This is a genomic window from Psychrobacter sp. DAB_AL32B (genome assembly GCF_002224105.1).
In the GTDB taxonomy this organism is placed as follows: Bacteria; Pseudomonadota; Gammaproteobacteria; order Pseudomonadales; family Moraxellaceae; genus Psychrobacter.
The window spans coordinates 14,811-32,813 of record NZ_NEXU01000064.1 but is presented as its reverse complement, the minus strand read 5'-3'; the positions used below and the strand labels follow the sequence as shown (position 1 = coordinate 32,813).

Genomic DNA, 18,003 nt, shown 5'->3' with positions numbered 1-18,003 from the left:
ACCTAAGAAGAAATACGACACACCAATGCGAGACCAGAAAAAAACCACTCTGCCAACCGCCAGCATCTGCCAAAAAGCTAAAGGCAGCGCCGTAGTTATATGCCAATGTCCAATTAAGGAAAGGTTCGATGACAGGCACTGGCTCATGAAAGGTCAGCTTGGTTTCAGCCAGCCATTTTGTCCATTGATCAAGGATAACCACGACCAGTGACAGTAGATACCAGACAAACGCGCGACTGCCATTAGCAATAATCTTTGGCGTCTTATTCAGCCGTCCTTTAGGTATCGATGAGTTACCTGTTGTCGCATGCGCGGGCTTAGGTGTATTGTCGACTGCAACATGCGGCTTATTGTTTTCTGTTGAATTAGGCATAGTGACGCACCTCGCCATCGCCGCTGACGTTAGTTGCGCAGCGGGCACATAATTCTGGATGCGTGCTATCTGTACCAATATCATCACGAATGTGCCAACAGCGCACACACTTGGTGCCAGTTGCAGCGCTAACCTCTACTACTAAGTCGACGACCGCTGTGCTACTGCTGTCTGCTTGCTCGTCTGTGCTTACTGCATTAACAGGGGCAGCGCTCAAAGGCTTTAAGGTTGCATTACTGGTAATAAGTACAAAGCGCAGCTCTTCACCAAGCTTGGCTAGACTTTCATGCATGGCGCCATCAGCATATAGATTAACGTCCGCTGATAAGTTAGCATTGATGATTTTTTCGCCACGTGCCGTTTCGATATGCTTATTGACCATATCTTTCGCCAGCATGATACGTTGCCAGTCATCGTTGCTGATAGCGCTTAGCTCAAACTCTGGGAATACATACCACTCTTCCGTAAATACATAACTTGCTTCACCACCATTGTTACCTTGCAATACTTCCCACGCTTCTTGCGCGGTAAATGATAAAATCGGCGTAATCCAGCGAATGAGTGCTTGGACGATATGATAAATAGCCGTTTGTGCAGAGCGGCGCGGTTGACCATCGGTTTGAGTAGTGTATTGACGGTCTTTAATAATATCTAAATAGAAGCTACCCAAATCTTGCGAACAAAACGCGGTGATATGCTGAGTGACTTGGTGAAAGTCCATCGCATCATAAGCACTAATAATTTGTGCTTGTACCGTTTGCGCACGTTCAATGATAAATTTATCAAGGCTGACCAATTCATTGATATCGACGCTATTGGTTGCTGGGTCAAAGTCATCGGTATTGGCAAGCAAGAAGCGCAGGGTATTACGGATGCGGCGATACATATCGATTGCACCTTTAAATACTGTTTTACCAGCATTCATCTCATAACGGTAATCGCTAGACGCAATCCATAGGCGTAGCATATCCGCACCGGTTTTATTAATCTCTTCTTGCGGGGTGATGATATTGCCAAGTGACTTACTCATCTTGCGACCGTTTTCATCAACAACAAAACCGTGAGTCAATACTTGCTTAAACGGCGGGCGTCCGTACATGGCTTCTGAGGTCAGTAATGACGTCTGGAACCAGCCACGATGTTGATCAGAGCCTTCTAAATACAAATCAGCTGGATTGGTCAACTCGTCACGTTGTTCAAGTACGGCAAAATGCGTCGTCCCTGAATCAAACCAAACGTCTAGCGTATCAGTCGCTTTATCATAGTCAGCGGCCTCGCTGCCCAAGAAATCTTCACAGCTGGCATCAAACCAAGCTTCAACACCGCCTTCTGCGATTTTCTGTGCGGCAGTTTCCATTAACTCTAGGGTATTTGGATGCAGCTCGCCTGTTTCTTTATGGGTAAAGAAAGCAATCGGTACGCCCCATGTACGCTGGCGCGAAATACACCAGTCTGGGCGACCATTCATCATGGATTCAATGCGATTTTGTCCCCATGCTGGTGTCCAATTGACTGTTGGAATATCGGCAAGCGCACGCTCACGTAAGCCTTTGGTTTCCATGCTGATAAACCACTGCGGCGTGGCACGGAAGATAATAGGCGACTTATGACGCCAGCAATGCGGATAGCTGTGCTCAATTTTAGTATGACTGATTAGGTGACCATTATCATGTAGAGCCGCGATGATTTTTGGATTGGCTTTATAAATGTGCTCACCAGCAAATACCGCTGCGCTTTCTAAATAGACGCCCGTACCACTAACCGGATTTTCAACCGGCAAATCATATTTTAGACCAACGATATAATCGTCAAGACCATGACCAGGTGCGGTATGTACCAGACCAGTACCGCTGTCAGTCGTCACGTGATCGCCTAAGATTAATGGCACTTGGCGTTCTGTAATTAATGGATGCTGAGCATGCAGACCTTCAAGCTCGCGACCTGATACCGTAGCTAGGATGCCTTTATTATCAAGTTTAAACTCAGTTAACGCCGACTCAACCAAGTCAGTTGCCAGTAGTAAGTTGCCGTTTTCAGTGGCGACCACACTATAGTCATGCTCAGGATGTACCGAGATGGCTTGGTTAGCTGGTAAAGTCCAAGGCGTCGTCGTCCAAATAACCGCTGCGATATTGCCATCTATCTCAGCCAACGCTGCAACTTTGTCACTGTCTACAATATCAAAGCTGACATAGATAGCGTCTGAGACTTTATCTTGATATTCAACTTCGGCCTCCGCTAAAGCAGAGCTACAGTCCAAGCACCAGTTGACCGGCTTCATACCGCGAGTCACATGACCATTGTCATGAATTTTGGCAAGGGCGCGTACGATGTTGGCTTCTTGATGGAAGTTCATGGTTAGATACGGATTGTCCCAATCGCCAAACACGCCAAGACGTTTGAAGTCTGCCTTTTGCAGTTCAATCTGCGTACTGGCATATTCACGGCACAAACCACGAAATTCGGTTGCAGAAACTTTTTGACCAACTTTACCGTACTTAGCTTCGACTTTTTGCTCGATAGGCAAACCATGGCAGTCCCAACCGGGCACATAAGGTGCATCAAAACCTGATAAGGTTTTTGATTTAACGATAATGTCTTTTAGTACTTTATTAACCGCGTGACCCAAGTGAATCTGACCATTGGCGTAGGGAGGGCCATCGTGCAAAATGTATTTGGTCGCCCCAGTACGTGCCTGACGAATTTTACCGTACACATCATCCGCTTCCCAAGCAGCTAGCCAATCAGGCTCACGTTTGGCAAGGTTTGCGCGCATCGCAAATGGCGTATCGGCAAGATTTAAGGTGTCTTTATAATCGTGGCTTGGTGTATCAGAACTTTTATCAGTCATAGAAGGCGTCTTTTAAAATAGTGATGAAAATGTAAATTGAAAAATTTGTTTAAAGGTGGTTGCAAAACTCAAGGTAATACTGGGATTGATGCTTAATAACAGGGGTCTTTTTTACTTATCAGTTGCTTATAAAACAGTCAAATCAATCATAAATGCTCATGAGATGAATGCAACATAACATACAGCTATTAAAACAGGCAGAAAGTAGATAAAGGTAACGTCAGCTATTATATGACAAAAACAGTAGGGTAAAAAGAGCCGACCAGTATCGCAATTGCGTCCGCCAAAACCAGTCACAAAATTTAAGTAACTAGCGATTGCTACTTATTTTATATCTGCTACGCTAATAAAAGTGATAATAAAGATAGAGCAATCAATATCTAAGCTGTTTTTAAGTGCAAGACAGCATCATATCACTATCCTCAGATAATCCCTACTCCCAGTAGTTTATCGTCGTTTTTGATTGAAGCGTTTTTTATTCATTAATTTTAATCCACATTAATTATCATATCCAATTTAATTCGATTTAAAGAAATACAACATACGCCTACTAGTATGGATTTTTTGTAGCGTCTAGCGCGCATGGGAGCATTAATTAAAAAATAATGCTCGTAGCACGTTGCTATGAATTTATCTATTTTATCTTAAATAATATAACATGGAGCAGTTATGAAAATAGGTATTCCGAAGGAAACAAAGAATAACGAAAACCGCATTGGTCTAACCCCAAATGGCGTCAGTGCCTTGGTCGATGACGGTCATGACGTCATTGTCGAGACTGAGGCCGGTATGGGATCGCAGTTTACGGACGATGACTATAAAGAAGCGGGCGCAACCATTGCGAACAGCGCTGATGAAGTATGGGACGTAGAGCTGATTATTAAAGTAAAAGAACCACAAGCTGACGAATATCAATACTTAACGGACGACTTAATCTTATTTACCTATTTGCATTTGGCTAATGAGCCAGAGCTTGCCAAAGTATTGATTGACAATAAAGTGACAGCAATTGGTTATGAGACAGTCCAATTGGCGGATAACTCATTGCCGCTATTGACGCCGATGAGTGAGATCGCTGGACGGATGAGTACGCAGATAGGCGCGCAGTTTTTGCAGTCTTTTTATGGCGGTAAAGGCATGCTGCTCGGCGGCGTGCCAGGCGTAAAAAAGGGTAGGGTTACCATTATAGGCGGCGGTGTATCGGGTACTGAAGCGGCAAAAATCGCGGTTGGTCTACATGCTAGCGTCACCATTCTGGATCTTGATCCCAAGCGCCTTAAACAACTATCGGAGATGTTTGGCAATAATGTGCAGACGCTGATATCCAACAAAGTCAATATCGCCGATAGCGTAAGAGACAGTGATTTGGTCATTGGCGCGGTATTAATTCCGGGTGCGGCCACACCGAAGCTGGTCACTGAACAGATGGTTAAAGATATGAATGATGGCGGTGTTATTATCGATATTGCGATTGATCAGGGCGGTTTATTTGAAACCACGGATCGAATCACCACTCATGATAATCCAACTTATACCAAGCATGGCATTATTCATTACGCCGTGGCGAATATTCCTGGCGCTGTACCACGCACCTCAACCATAGCATTGTCTAACGTCACCTTACCGTATATACAAGCCCTTGCCAAAAAAGGCTTTAAAGGCGCATGCAATGACAATGCAGCTTTGGCAAAAGGTGTAAATACCACGCAAGGTTATATGACTTATAAAGCAGTTGCAGAGGCGCTGGATTATGAGTATAAAGAGTTAGATGCTTTGATTGGTTAAAGCTCCTATCAGAAAAAATAAACCTGCTAGTTGTGTATTTATAATAATGCACATGTAGCAGGTTTATTTATTGTTTTTATCAGAGTGTTATGAAATTGCACTCAACCACAACCGCAATTTCAGTGACCATTTAGGCTGAATACCAGTCAGCCCTTGGGTCATTTCACCATCTTTTAATATCACATAAGAAGGCGTGACTTGTCCTTGCCAATCGTCAAAAATATGACCTTCTTGATCATTAATCGTCGTAAAGTCATAGTTATGCTCATTAAGATAACTGTCTAGCTCTTGGTCAGAGCCTGACTTTATGGCGATAGTGACGATAGGATAATTGTTTTCTGCTGCCAACGTATTAATAGTCGGCGAGGTGACACGGCATACAGGGCACCAAGTCCCCCAAAAATATACCAGCGTTGGTTTATCCTGACTCAGCGTTGCCAAGTCAACGGTCTGCCCTTGATAGTCTGTTAATTGCAACTGCGGATTGGCTGGCATGACCGGCTGTCGCCACCAGTTGATGGCGGTATAAATCATCATAAATACTAAACCATATAACAGCACAGTTTTAATGATCGACAATGCTTTTTGCTTAGGTGTCTTGTTAGGTTTTTCTTTTTTGCTTTCAATATCAGTCGTCATAGTGGCTGCTTTTTTGCTCTCAGTGTTTTTTAATAGATAAAAATAAACGGCTGAAGGATCAGCCGTATTACTTACAAATGCTATTAGGTGATTTTTAGTACAGGGTTAATGCATGGCTTTTAAATAAACCGATTAAGACTTTTGCGCGCGGTCTTGTAATGGATCACCAAGAAGGACACTGCCAGAGTTTTCAAGGCGTTCTTTGTCTGTTAATTTGCTCGCTGAAACTTTGGCTTTTCGTTTCCATTTCAAACTATACAAATCATCACGGCGGTCAAGAAGGTTATGTACCGAGCCTTCGTTGCGCACGTGGATAAGCTTGTCTAAGTTCAAGTCAGAGAAGAATACCATTTCAGTGTTCGCGGTCGTTTCCGCCATAATCGCATCATGTGGGAAGGCAAAATCTGATGGTGAAAAAATAGACGACTGTGCATACTGAATATCTAAACTTTCAACTTGCGGTAAGTTACCTACTGAACCGCAAATCATCACATAGCATTCGTTTTCAATCGCGCGTGCCTGCGCACAGTGGCGTACACGTAAATAGCCGTTTTGGGTATCTGTCCAAAATGGTACGAACAAAATATCCATATCATCGAGTGCCATTAGGCGGGCAAGCTCAGGGAACTCGACGTCATAGCAAACCAAGATGCCAATACGACCGGCATCAGTATCAAATACTTTTACCTCATCACCGCCTTCGATGACCCAAGCGTTACGCTCATGTGGGGTAATATGAATTTTGCGCTGCTCTTCAACCGTACCATCGCGGCGGCAAAGATAGCTGACATTGTACAAGGTATCATCTTCATCGAGCAGAGGCATAGAGCCGCAGATCACGTTGACGTTATAGCTGACGGCCAGATGCGATATCTCGTTTTTGAACCACTCGGTATATCCTGCCAAAAAGCGAATGGCGACGTTTTGATCCGTCGATTCACATAACCCCATCAATGGCGCGTTAAAAAACTCGGGTAGGCAGGCAAAGTCAGAGTTATAATCAGCCATAATATCGACAAAGAACTCAACTTGTTGCAGCAGCTCTTCAGGTGACTCAACCTCACGCATCTGCCACTGAATCCCGCCAATACGTACCTCAGATTTGCGAGTATTAGGCTTATAGTCTTTTGGCTCATAATAAATATTTGCCCACTCAAGTAAGGTCGCAAAGCCTTTAGATTGTTTGTCATCAGGCAAATAAGCAGTCAAAATACGTTTGACGATAAAGCCATTCGATAATTGAAAAGACAGCGCAGAGTCGTGAATCTCACGAGCCGCAACGGCCTCAATATATTCGCCCGGTGTGAGGTCTTGATGATTATGATAATTAGGGATACGACCACCGGCCAAAATAGCGCGGAAGTTCAGCTGACGGCATAGCTCTTTACGTGCATCATAAAGCCTACGACCTAAGCGATAACCACGATATTCAGGGTCAATGAGTGCATCTAGACCATATATTGCATCGCCTTCAGGGTTATCTCTAATAATTTCTTTTTGCCCAATTAAATCATCGTAGGTATGCGGATTAGAAAACTTGGTGTAATCGACGCGCATGGATAGTACGATACCAATCAGCTTATCATGGTCAAACAAAGCGATCTGACCTTCAGGGAACGCATCAATCAAGGTATTGATCGTTGTTTTAGACCATGAACCGCCTAAGTTTACATAGACACGATCCATCAATGCTTTTAATTGTGGGTAGTCTTTTTTCTTAATCTCAGCAATCGTTAGATGAAAGTCATCTGGTTTTTCTATCTTGCTCATAATGTTCCTGTCTGTTGTTTCAATAACGGGTGTTAATAAATAAGGTCAATAAATAAGGTCAATAAATAAGGGATCACACGTCGTGGTATGACTCTTTAGGTGAATGCAATCGCTAAAGGCAAACCCAAGGGCACAGTTTTTCATGTAACAATGCCAAGAAATGTCGAGAAAATTATACCAATACTCTTAGAGAATCGTTACAATAATTTATCTCTGTATTTACAATGAGTTATAAAACCTCAATCTCATATCATTAATTTTAATGAGGTGTCTTTGCCAGTTTGCAAGTGGCATTTTCTTACTTTTAAAGTGAATCGACCATACTTTCAGTTCTGACTGCGATGGCTATGATACCAAGCTCATTCGTCAATGACAGTCAAGCGTCGTAAATATTTGCTAGGTTTTTGTGAATCACTATTTTTTATGAGTTTAGTATTTTGTTGACGCAGTAGTTTATTAGCTCAGGCGTAATTTTATTTAGCTTATTTTTTTGGTCATATTTAACAGTGACCTCTTAAGGATTTTGAACGATGCCGTCTCACACTACTGCCTTTAGCAAATTAGACAAAATAGAAGACGCCGCACTGGTGCAGTTGGTGTATGTCAGCAGCCTGACGATTGGATCACGTTTGAATGCGACGATATTTGACGAGGTAGAAGGTCATGCGCGTGATTACAATGAGCGGCAAGGCATTACAGGAACGTTATGTTACGGCAATGGGCATTTTCTACAATGTATCGAAGGTGAAAAAGCAAAAGTATCGGCTTTAACGCAGAATATTTTTGCTGATAAACGCCACAAAAATGTTCAGGTACTATTACTAAAAGCCATCAAACAGCGTAGCTTCTCTGACTGGCGTATGCGCTTATTGTTTTTGGAGCGTTGGCTATGGTCGCCCGCTACCAAGAAACAAGCCGCGCAGCTGTCACCATTTTTACCATTTTCGCCTCATGGTTGGACGCCTGAGCGTACCGAGCAATTTTTGCAAACCATTAAAACCTTTGATAGTCCACCGCATATCAATGCAGCAGGCATTACTTATAACGCGATGGGCAATATGGTGCGTCATATCGCTGCGCCACACCAAGCCTTTTTAATCGTTCAAGGCTTTTTAAGCGTGTTACTGGTGGTGGCGCTGATATTGTTATATTTATAGTCTATAGCGCTATAAATATAATTCATATGGCGAAAATGACCATTTAGATGGTATAAAAGTTATCTTATAAAAGTGACTGAACAAAAATGACGCTAAACTATTATGTTTAGCGTCATTTTTTATGCCAGCTTGTTCATTACTTTAATAATTAAATGAATACTCACATATCAAAAATTTTCCCACGGTTCATAATATTATTGGGGTCAAAGACTTTTTTAACTTCGCGTAAATAGTCAATTTCAGTCTCGCTACGGCTGTAGTGTAGGTAAGGCTTTTTGGTCATGCCAACGCCATGCTCAGCAGATACTGAGCCACCATATTTTTTTACCGTTTCAAACACGTATTTATTAACTATTTGACACTCGGCAAAGAAATCATCTTTACTCATGTTTTCAGGCTTTAAGATATTCAGATGCAAATTACCATCGCCGATATGACCGAACCAGCAAACTTCAAAGTCAGGGTAGTTGCTGCTGACAATATGATCAATCTCATTGATAAAGTCGGGTACATAGCTGATGAGTACGGATACATCGTTCTTATAAGGTGTAAATACTGAGATGGTTTCAGAGATATATTCGCGTAGCTTCCATAGCTCCTCGGCTTGCGCCAAGCTTTGGCTCATGACCCCATCAACGACCCAGCCTTGCTCCATGCAATCCTCAAATATCGCCATTGCTTTATCCATGATAGGCTCGTATGGCGCTTCAAACTCTAGCAGCGTATAAAACTTGGTACGCGACTCAAACGGCTCTTGTACTTGACCATGTGCCATGAGCTTATCAATCGCCACATCATCAAAGAACTCAAAAGCAGTCAAGTCAATTTTCGCTTGAAAGGCTGATAGGACATTCATGACATCGGTAAAGCTGTCCATGCCAAGCACCATAACGTTTAAGTCTTGCGGCTGACGTTCAAGCTTGATTTGTGCATGAGTCACCAACCCCAGCGTACCTTCACTACCAATAAATAGTTGACGCAAATCATAACCCGTGGCATTTTTGACCATACCGCGATTGAGGTGCAAGATATCACCTTTACCAGTAACTACCGTCAGCCCCATGATCCATTGACGGGTCATGCCATAGCGAATGACTTTGATACCACCGGCATTGGTGCCGATATTGCCGCCGATTTGACTTGAGCCAGCTGAGGCAAAGTCGACAGGGTAGTAGAGGTCTTTTGATTCAGCAAACTGTTGTAATTGCTGAGTGACCACGCCTGCTTCAATCTCAACCATGCGATCGGCAGAATAGAATTTTCCAATATGGTTCATTTTATCCATACTGACGACAATTTCACCATTGGCAGCGACTGCGCCAGCAGATAAGCCCGTACGCCCGCCACTTGGCGTTAGCACGACATTGTATTGATTGGCGAGCAGCACGATAGCCTGCACTTGCTCGGTGGTTTTTGGAAAGACAATAGCCGCAGCAGCAGGCGCGAAATGCTTGGTCCAGTCTTTACCCCAGTGCTCTAGGCTTTCACTGTCAGTTTTGATTTGGCTGGCATCAAATTGATAGCTATCAATCAACGTGTTTAGAATAGTTTGAACAGCGGCTGCATGGGTGTCAGATAGGGTTTGGCTAGATAAAGAAGTCATGGTCAAATCTCGGTATAAACGTAAGCGCTATGCATAAAGGGGATTATTATATAACTAAATGGCTATAACTGAACGTGTGTAGCTGTGTATATTATTAGTCTGATATAAAAGATGTATATTATTGGAATTTAGCGGATGTAGCAACGAGAGAGCGATATGAGCTTGCATCTATCTATGGCTTCAAAGCATAAAAAGATTGTTGAATTACATTTGGATAGAATTATTCACTATAGCATAAAAAGTTTTCAGGCTTGATAACCAATAATTCATCTAATCTGCTAACATAGCCGTCGAATTTTGTGTAAGATATCCGGACTGTTTTCGTTTCATCCATCATAGCTTATCCCACTGATGATTTTTATAAGACAATTATAGGACAGTTCTCATATGGCGTTATCACTCCAAAAAGACAAAATCCGCTTTTTATTGCTTGAAGGTCTGCACGACAATGCCTTAAAGATATTGCAAAATGCTGGTTATCAAAACATCGAAAATATCAGCCATGCATTGGATCAAGATGAGCTAATCGAAAAGATTAAAGATGCTCATTTTATCGGCATTCGCTCACGTACCCAGTTGACCCGTGAAGTGCTTGCGCATGCAGAAAAACTGATCGGTATTGGCTGCTTTTGTATCGGTACTAACCAAGTAGACTTGGACGCCGCTCGTGAGTTCGGTATCCCGGTCTTTAACGCCCCGTATTCGAACACCCGTTCGGTCGCTGAGTTAGTACTTGCCGAAGCCATCATGCTATATCGCGGTATCCCTGAAAAGAATGCGACCGTTCATCGTGGCGGTTGGGGTAAGTCGGCGACTAACTCACATGAAGTGCGCGGCAAAACCATCGGTATCGTCGGTTACGGCTCTATTGGTTCGCAATTGTCTGTCTTGGCCGAAAGCTTTGGTATGAAAGTCATTTATCATGATGTCTTAACTAAGCTACCTTTGGGTAATGCAGTACAAGTTGGTAGTTTAGAAGAGCTGCTATCTACTGCTGACATCGTGACCTTGCATGTACCTGATGTAGCAAGCACACGCTATATGATGAAAGCTGAGCAGTTCGCCCAAATGAAAGACGGCAGCTACTTTATCAACGCCGCTCGCGGTACTTGTGTCGAGATTGATGATCTTGCCGCTGTGCTTGAGTCTGGTAAGGTTTTGGGCGCAGCGATTGACGTGTTCCCGAAAGAGCCAAAATCTGCTGACGAAGAGTTTGAATCGCCATTACGTAAGTTTGATAATGTCATCTTGACCCCGCATATCGGCGGCTCAACACAAGAAGCGCAAGCCAATATCGGATTAGAAGTGGCAGAGAAGTTCGTGAGATATTCTGACCAAGGCGATACTGCGACTGCCGTCAACTTCCCAGAAGTTTCTGTACCGTTTAAAGAAGGCTCGCATCGTCTGCTGCATATCCACAAAAACGTCCCAGGCGTACTGTCACAGATTAACCGCTTGTTTGCTGAGGCGCATATTAATATCTTGGCACAGAGCCTAATGACTGAAGGTGATGTCGGCTATCTAGTAATGGACGTCGATTATAATGATTCAACCGCTGCTTTAGATCAACTTAAAGATGTTGAAGAAACGATTCGAGTGCGTATTTTATTCTAAGCGAATCTTTATCTAGTTAAAAGTCATAGCTAATTATTACTTATCGTCGTTATATGAATGGCAGGCAATTTAATAAATTGTCTGCCATTTTTTTTCATTACTTTTCATCAATGCTGAATTGGTTAGCACAAACACCACATCCTATAAAAATTCATTATATTAATTAACATTTTCTTTACAATGGTATTTCCATGACAACTTATACTAAATGAACATATTGATTGAGTCTGAATTAATAAGCACGAAGTAAAGAGCTTATCTCCATAAAATTAAATGAACTTTATATAGGGATTGTTATGAAAGTAAATATGATAAAAGCAGCGGCACTTGGTAGCGTATTGGCTATGACGGCGACAGCAAGTTACGCGGCAGGCGATCAAGACAAGTATCAGTTATCTAGCCATATTTTAGATATCAGTACGGGCAAGCCTGCACCGGACGTCAATGTAAGATTGATGATGCAAGAGAAGACTGGTAGCTGGAAACTGGTTAATACGCAAAAGACCGATGCCAATGGTCGTATTGGGACTTTTTTACCTAATGAAGCTGGCGTACAACATGATGGTACTTATAAACTGATTTTTGAAACCACGCCATATTTTCAAGATAAAGGTTTAAAGTCGTTTTATCCTTATGTTGAAGTGAACTTCAATATCGAAGGCGACAAGCATTACCATGTGCCAATTACTTTATCAGCCTATGGCTATAGTACTTATCGCGGCAGCTGATCGTATTCGATAAAACGCATTGTAAACGTCAAAAAGAGGGGCTTAATTGAGCGTCTCTTTTTTTATGCTGGGTATCATTATAAGCAGTAAAGGTTTAGGTCATTCTATTTTGCTTTGATCGGTTTTGCTGCGTTAGCAGCCTTTGACCACCATAGTCCTACAAAAGTCCTAATGATTTAGCAAGTTCAAGCTGGGTAATATTGAATGAGCAAAACCATTGGACAATTCAGGATAAGACCATGCAGAACAAGACTATAACAGCAAAATTCAAAACGACAACGGCTTAACTCATGAACACCACATTTTATACGATTGGACATTCGACCCGTAGCCTTGATGAGCTGATTGACATGCTTCAAGCAGCCGATATCGAACTGCTCGTTGATGTGCGCAGCTTTCCCCGTTCTCGCACCAACCCTGATTTTAATATCGATACTTTTCCGCAAGCGCTCAGTCAAGTTGGTATCAGTTATCAGCACTGCTCCGACCTTGGTGGGCGACGTCCAAAACAAAAACAAATCGATGAACACATTAATAATTTATGGCGCGTGCAAGCTTTTCATAACTATGCGGATTATGCGTTAAGTGATACTTTTCAAGCGGCCCTTGACCAACTTATTCAACTCGGGAAAAAACAGCGCCTTACCCTTATGTGTTCTGAAGCGGTATGGTGGCGTTGTCATCGGCGTATCATCACCGATTATTTACTGCTTAGAGGCAATAGGGTAGAGCATATTATGGGCGTTGGTCGCTTAGATCCTGCCAAGCTAACACTAGGGGCTGAGCTAAATAGTCAAGGCCAGGTGGTTTATCCAGCGGTATAAAAGAGTCAAAAAAAGAGACACTGTTGGCCTCTTCTTTTAACCCTTATTTCTAATAAACCTTAATTTCGTTAAGCTTTTGCTGATTTCTATTGTTTAGATTTAGCTTGAGCGTTTTCTTGCTGCTTTCGAGCTTCAATCTTAGCTGCTTTACGCTTCTCGATGACATCAATCACATCACTACCGATATGAGCTTCACCGCGTTTTTTTGCCAGTTGCATTTGATGTTCACGCTCACGGAAGCGCTCTTTTTGTTCTTCGGTTGCTTTGTCAATACAATGCGGGCATGACTCGCCTTTGATATAGGCAGAGCTTTGCATCTCATCTTGAGTAATCGGCATACGGCAGGCAAAACACTGCTCATAACTGCCTTTTTCTAGGTTGTGATTGACGGAGACGCGATTGTCAAAGACGAAGCAATCGCCTTCCCACATAGATTCGCTGGCAGGAATTTCCTCTAGGTACTTTAAGATACCACCCTCTAAATGATAGACCTCTTCAAAGCCTTGTTCGCGCATGAATGCAGTAGATTTCTCACAGCGAATACCACCGGTACAGAACATAGCGACCTTTTTATGTTTAGTCGGATCTAGCTCTTTTGCCACGTATTCTGGGAACTCACGGAAGGTTTCTGTATTTGGGTTGACCGCATTTTGGAAAGTACCGATTTGCACTTCATAGTCGTTACGCGTGTCAATAAGGATAACGTCAGGGTCTGAAATCAGCGCATTCCAATCGCTTGGTTTGACATAGCGACCGACCGACTGTAATGGGTCAATATTCTCTACGCCCATGGTGACGATTTCTTTTTTTAGTTTCACTTTGGTGCGATAAAAAGGCTGGGCGTCGGTATAAGATTCTTTAAAAGTGAAGCTGCCGATCGCGTCGATACTACGCAGATAATCAAGGACGTGATCAATCCCTTGGCGTGTGCCAGAAATCGTCCCGTTAATGCCTTCGCTTGCGATTAACAAGGTGCCTTTGACATCGTTATCAAGCATATTATTTAAAATTGGCTCGCGATACTGCTCAAAGTCAGCAAAGCGCGTAAATTTATATAAAGCGGCAACCACGATATTATTAGTGACGCTGTCGTATTCAGTCGCATGGGTTGGTGCTTTGACGTTAGTAGTCTGTGAGGTACTCATGTTTTTCTCCTGCTGGCTAGGTCGCAAACCTAGTGCATTGGTTTAAAGTATTTGGTGGTTTTATAACATTGGTGCAATTGTGCAATTGTGGAATTGGCTAAATGCTGGCGCAGTGTAGCAAATTTTGCAGGGTTTTTATAGATTTGTCGAAATGTTTTATCGAAATTAAATAGCTTAAATTAGTGAGCATATAATAAAAAATCCAGCTCAAAGGCTGGATTTTTTGTTCGCAAAAATAAATAGCTATAGAGTTATTTACTTTGAAACCAAGTATCTGCTTTGCTGCGAGCACTAGCGATATCTGAGCTTGATAAATTCAATGCCAATTGACCGATTTTACCGCGAGCTTTGTTACGGACTTTTTCATCAAGCATGCCGTCACGAGCAGCCAAGTCGTACCATTTATAAGCATCAACAAGGTTTTTTTGCTTTTCATCTAATAAAGCAAGCGTATAGCTGGCACGGTTATCACCACGCATGGCGGCTTTTTCTAACCAACCGCGTGCTTGTTGTAGGTTTGGTTGTACCCCTTCACCGCGCAAGTACATGATAGCAAGATTCAACTGAGCAGGGGCAACGCCTTGCTGCGCAGCTTTGGTATACCACTGGACTGCTTGCTGAGTATTTTGAGCAATACCTTCGCCTTTCTGTAGGCGCTTGGCTAAATAGAACTGAGCGTGATCATTACCTTGAGCAGCACGATTGGATAATTCACTGACAGGCATCAGCTCAAAACGTGAGGTATCAAGGGGCACGTTTGATATTAACTCAGCGTTGGCAAAACCTGCACAAGAAAACAAGGCAGTGAACAACGCAGCTTTTAATAATTTCATAGCAGCTCCAAAATTAGGCAGTTAATAAGCAAAAAAAGTTGCACCGCTAAAGGAGTTTAGGCGGCGATAACAATTAGGTGAAATCTTGCAATACAAACTTACCTAATTATTAGCAATATATTTAATCGTTGTCGTGTGGCAATAGACCTTCATCGAACCGATAAACGGTCATAAATGGGGTGCGATTGACACTATTTTGCTAGCTTAACACCCAAGCTTACGAAACTCAAATACTAATTACACGATTTAATGCTTACTCATACCTCGTTGTCCTCAACAAAATCATAGAGTTACCTGAGCGTAAGAATAAGTTAACAATATATTAAGGTTAGAGTGGTACTTATGAGCGCTAATATTACCTTTAATAAATAGTACAAAAACTCGAATATCATTCAGGTTTTTGTTTGGTCACCCGATAAATAGCAACATCTGCCAACAGATTGGGCGCTTGGCGTATCAATGCTGTCATCAGCGGCGAATGCCCTTTTTCAGAATCGCTGACAGCAAAGCGATTAATAATATGAATATCATGTTGGGCGCAGAGTTTTTCGAAATCCTTAAAGGTGCATAAATGGATATTTGGCGTGTTGTACCATTCATACGGCAGTGCCTCTGAAACTGGCATGATACCTTTAAGTCCTAAATGAATACGGTTTTGCCAATGGGCAAAGTTTGGAAAGGTAATGACTGCCTCACGGGCAACCCGTAGCATATCAAGCAATAATACATCAGGAGATTTAACCGCTTGTAGTGCGCGCGCCATGACCACGGTATCGAAGCTATTGTCCGAAAAACGCGCCAAACCATCATTGAGGTCTTGCTCGACAATCGATAAACCATTAGCAATCGCCTCATTGATTTTTTCTTCGTCAATCTCAAGCCCGTAGCCCGTTACGCCACGAGTTTGTTGCAAGTGAGCGAGCAGCTCGCCATTACCACAGCCTAAGTCCAGTACGTGTGAGTGTGGGGCAATCCAGCGCTCAGCCAATTGATGATCCATTCTCATGAGTGTGCTCCTGATTTTTTCTGGCTGTTTTTGCTTTGGCTGTTACTCATGAACGGCGCGTTTAGGAAGCCTTTTACAGCGCCCATATAACGCGGAATATCAAATAAGAATGAGTCATGGCCATGTGGCGCATCGATATTGATATAGCTGACCGGCTTGCCAGTAGCCATCAATGCATCGACAATCTCTTGCGAGCGCTCCGGTGCAAAACGCCAATCAGTGGTAAATGACACGATTAGATATTGGCACTGAGTATGAGCAAAAGCTGCTTTAAGCGCAGTAAGCTCTTGGTAATTGGTCTCACTCATGTTGTCGATATCAGTGCTGTCGGCTAAGGTGTCTGCAAGCTCAGTCTCGCTAGAATCTACTTTTACAGAATCAGAATTAGATGAGGTCAACGGATAATCACGCGTCGGGTCAAAATAGTCTAACGCTTTGGTCATAAGCAAATAGGTATTGGCATCGAATTTTTCGCTAAAGCGTTCGCCTTGATAGCGCAGATAGCTCTCAACCTGGAACTCGACATCGTAACCATACATAAACTTGCCCGATTTTAAATCACGGCCGAATTTTGCTTTCATCGCGTCATCGGTCAAATAGGTAATATGCCCAACCATCCGCGCTAAGATAAGTCCACGGCGAGGGTAGGTGCCGGCTTGTAAATATCGTCCCTCTTTAAAGTCAGGATCCGATAAAATCGACTGGCGTGCGACTTCGTTAAAGGCGATGTTTTGTGCGGAGAGCTTTGGTGTACAGGCAATCACCACACAGCGCTTAAGTCGCTGAGGATAATCGACTGCCCATTGCATGGCTTGCATACCGCCCATTGAGCCACCGACGATGGCATGCCAAACCTCAATACCCAAACGGTCTGAAAGCATAGCTTGGGTTTTTACCCAATCTTTAATCGTGACCAGTGGAAAGTCGGGACCATAAGCGCGCTCTTCATCGCCATTGGCTGTACTATCAGGATTAATGGTTGTTGGACCTGTGGATCCAAAGCAGCTACCGATATTATTCACACAGACAACAAAAAATCGATTGGTATCAATAGCTTTATTAGGACCAATCATATTGTCCCACCAGCCTGATTTTTTATCATCGGCACTATGAAAACCTGCCGCGTGATGACTTCCAGATAAGGCATGACAAATCAGCACTGCGTTTGATTTATCTTCATTTAAGGTGCCATAAGTTTCGACTATCAGGTCAAACGAGGGCAGGGTACGGTTGCATTCCAAGGTTAATGGCTCAGCGAAATGAAAAGTCTGTGGCGTGACAATGCCAACTGAGCTAACTGAATCAGCATCGTTAACTGAGCTAACAGAATGTGGTTTTTCTTTGGAGAACTGGTCACTGGTATTATCAGGGCGTGCGTTCAAAGCTACCTCGCAAGACAACAATCATCAATAAAATAAGAAGGGCAATCTATCGACAAATCGTTTTGCCGATATTTTTTAAATGGTTTAAGCTAAAAGCGTTTTATTTACACTGTTCTTTTGACAATGTGCTCGCCTATTGTATGGCGATGCGCAGATGAGTACAACCTTCGAGCGCAGTCTTTCAAGCTTAGTTTTTATAGAGGCTCAATAACTAATGGAATGCATAGGCTGCAGCTGCGTATCAAATTGTATAAGTGCACTTTTGCGATGCGTTATTAATGGATAAAATGCTA

General features: G+C 42.9%; 14 protein-coding genes. 5 read left to right on the top strand and 9 right to left on the bottom strand.

What is annotated here, in order from left to right:
- On the bottom strand, nucleotides 1-373 hold a 373-nt coding region (locus CAN34_RS07485; RefSeq protein WP_174668348.1), incomplete at its 3' end, for a signal peptidase II.
- The gene (ileS, locus tag CAN34_RS07480; protein WP_089555117.1) at nucleotides 366-3,224 is read right to left on the bottom strand and encodes an isoleucine--tRNA ligase; all 2,859 of its coding nucleotides are present in this window, start codon (nucleotides 3,222-3,224) and stop codon (nucleotides 366-368) included. The genes ileS and CAN34_RS07485, both read right to left, overlap by 8 nt.
- Before the next feature lie 669 nt (nucleotides 3,225-3,893).
- Here ileS and ald point away from each other — a divergent pair.
- Nucleotides 3,894-5,009: an alanine dehydrogenase gene (gene ald, locus CAN34_RS07475; RefSeq protein ID WP_089555116.1), complete on the top strand. Its 1,116-nt coding sequence runs from the start codon at nucleotides 3,894-3,896 to the stop codon at nucleotides 5,007-5,009.
- 87 nt (nucleotides 5,010-5,096) lie between these two features.
- Here the strand turns inward: ald and CAN34_RS07470 are convergent, their stop codons facing one another.
- Both CAN34_RS07470 and CAN34_RS07465 read right to left on the bottom strand, forming a co-directional pair.
- Nucleotides 5,097-5,648: a protein disulfide oxidoreductase gene (locus CAN34_RS07470; RefSeq protein WP_089555115.1), complete on the bottom strand. Its 552-nt coding sequence runs from the start codon at nucleotides 5,646-5,648 to the stop codon at nucleotides 5,097-5,099.
- Between the two features lie 132 nt (nucleotides 5,649-5,780).
- Nucleotides 5,781-7,418: a carbon-nitrogen hydrolase family protein gene (locus CAN34_RS07465; RefSeq protein WP_089555114.1), complete on the bottom strand. Its 1,638-nt coding sequence runs from the start codon at nucleotides 7,416-7,418 to the stop codon at nucleotides 5,781-5,783.
- A 530-nt stretch (nucleotides 7,419-7,948) separates the two neighbouring features.
- On the opposite strand from CAN34_RS07465, the gene CAN34_RS07460 reads away from it, so the two are divergent.
- The gene (locus tag CAN34_RS07460; RefSeq protein WP_089555113.1) at nucleotides 7,949-8,575 is read left to right on the top strand and encodes a BLUF domain-containing protein; all 627 of its coding nucleotides are present in this window, start codon (nucleotides 7,949-7,951) and stop codon (nucleotides 8,573-8,575) included.
- A gap of 160 nt (nucleotides 8,576-8,735) precedes the next feature.
- Here the strand turns inward: CAN34_RS07460 and CAN34_RS07455 are convergent, their stop codons facing one another.
- Nucleotides 8,736-10,178, bottom strand: coding sequence for an FAD-binding oxidoreductase (locus CAN34_RS07455; RefSeq protein ID WP_089555112.1), 1,443 nt, complete (start codon nucleotides 10,176-10,178; stop codon nucleotides 8,736-8,738).
- 387 nt (nucleotides 10,179-10,565) lie between these two features.
- Here CAN34_RS07455 and serA point away from each other — a divergent pair, with 387 nt between their 5' ends.
- From serA to CAN34_RS07440, 3 genes are all read left to right on the top strand, one after another.
- Complete coding sequence (gene serA / locus CAN34_RS07450; protein ID WP_089555111.1) at nucleotides 10,566-11,792, top strand: phosphoglycerate dehydrogenase; 1,227 nt, start codon at nucleotides 10,566-10,568, stop codon at nucleotides 11,790-11,792.
- A gap of 296 nt (nucleotides 11,793-12,088) precedes the next feature.
- Nucleotides 12,089-12,520, top strand: a complete 432-nt coding sequence (gene uraH / locus CAN34_RS07445; RefSeq protein ID WP_217320617.1) for a hydroxyisourate hydrolase — start codon at nucleotides 12,089-12,091, stop codon at nucleotides 12,518-12,520.
- A 290-nt stretch (nucleotides 12,521-12,810) separates the two neighbouring features.
- Complete coding sequence (locus CAN34_RS07440) at nucleotides 12,811-13,344, top strand: DUF488 family protein (protein WP_089555110.1); 534 nt, start codon at nucleotides 12,811-12,813, stop codon at nucleotides 13,342-13,344.
- An 86-nt stretch (nucleotides 13,345-13,430) separates the two neighbouring features.
- Here CAN34_RS07440 and CAN34_RS07435 read toward each other — a convergent pair whose 3' ends face one another.
- The 4 genes from CAN34_RS07435 to CAN34_RS07420 form a co-directional block, all read right to left on the bottom strand.
- Complete coding sequence (locus tag CAN34_RS07435; RefSeq protein ID WP_089555109.1) at nucleotides 13,431-14,489, bottom strand: rhodanese-related sulfurtransferase; 1,059 nt, start codon at nucleotides 14,487-14,489, stop codon at nucleotides 13,431-13,433.
- A 251-nt stretch (nucleotides 14,490-14,740) separates the two neighbouring features.
- The gene (locus tag CAN34_RS07430) at nucleotides 14,741-15,322 is read right to left on the bottom strand and encodes a tetratricopeptide repeat protein (protein ID WP_089555108.1); all 582 of its coding nucleotides are present in this window, start codon (nucleotides 15,320-15,322) and stop codon (nucleotides 14,741-14,743) included.
- Nucleotides 15,323-15,710: 388 nt separating this feature from the next.
- A complete protein-coding gene (gene metW / locus CAN34_RS07425) occupies nucleotides 15,711-16,328 on the bottom strand; it encodes a methionine biosynthesis protein MetW (protein WP_089555107.1) in 618 nt (205 codons plus the stop codon).
- On the bottom strand, nucleotides 16,325-17,710 hold the full coding sequence (locus CAN34_RS07420) for a homoserine O-acetyltransferase (RefSeq protein ID WP_089555106.1): 1,386 nt from the start codon (nucleotides 17,708-17,710) through the stop codon (nucleotides 16,325-16,327). The genes metW and CAN34_RS07420 overlap by 4 nt, the downstream gene beginning before the upstream one ends.
- Nucleotides 17,711-18,003: the final 293 nt, after the last annotated feature.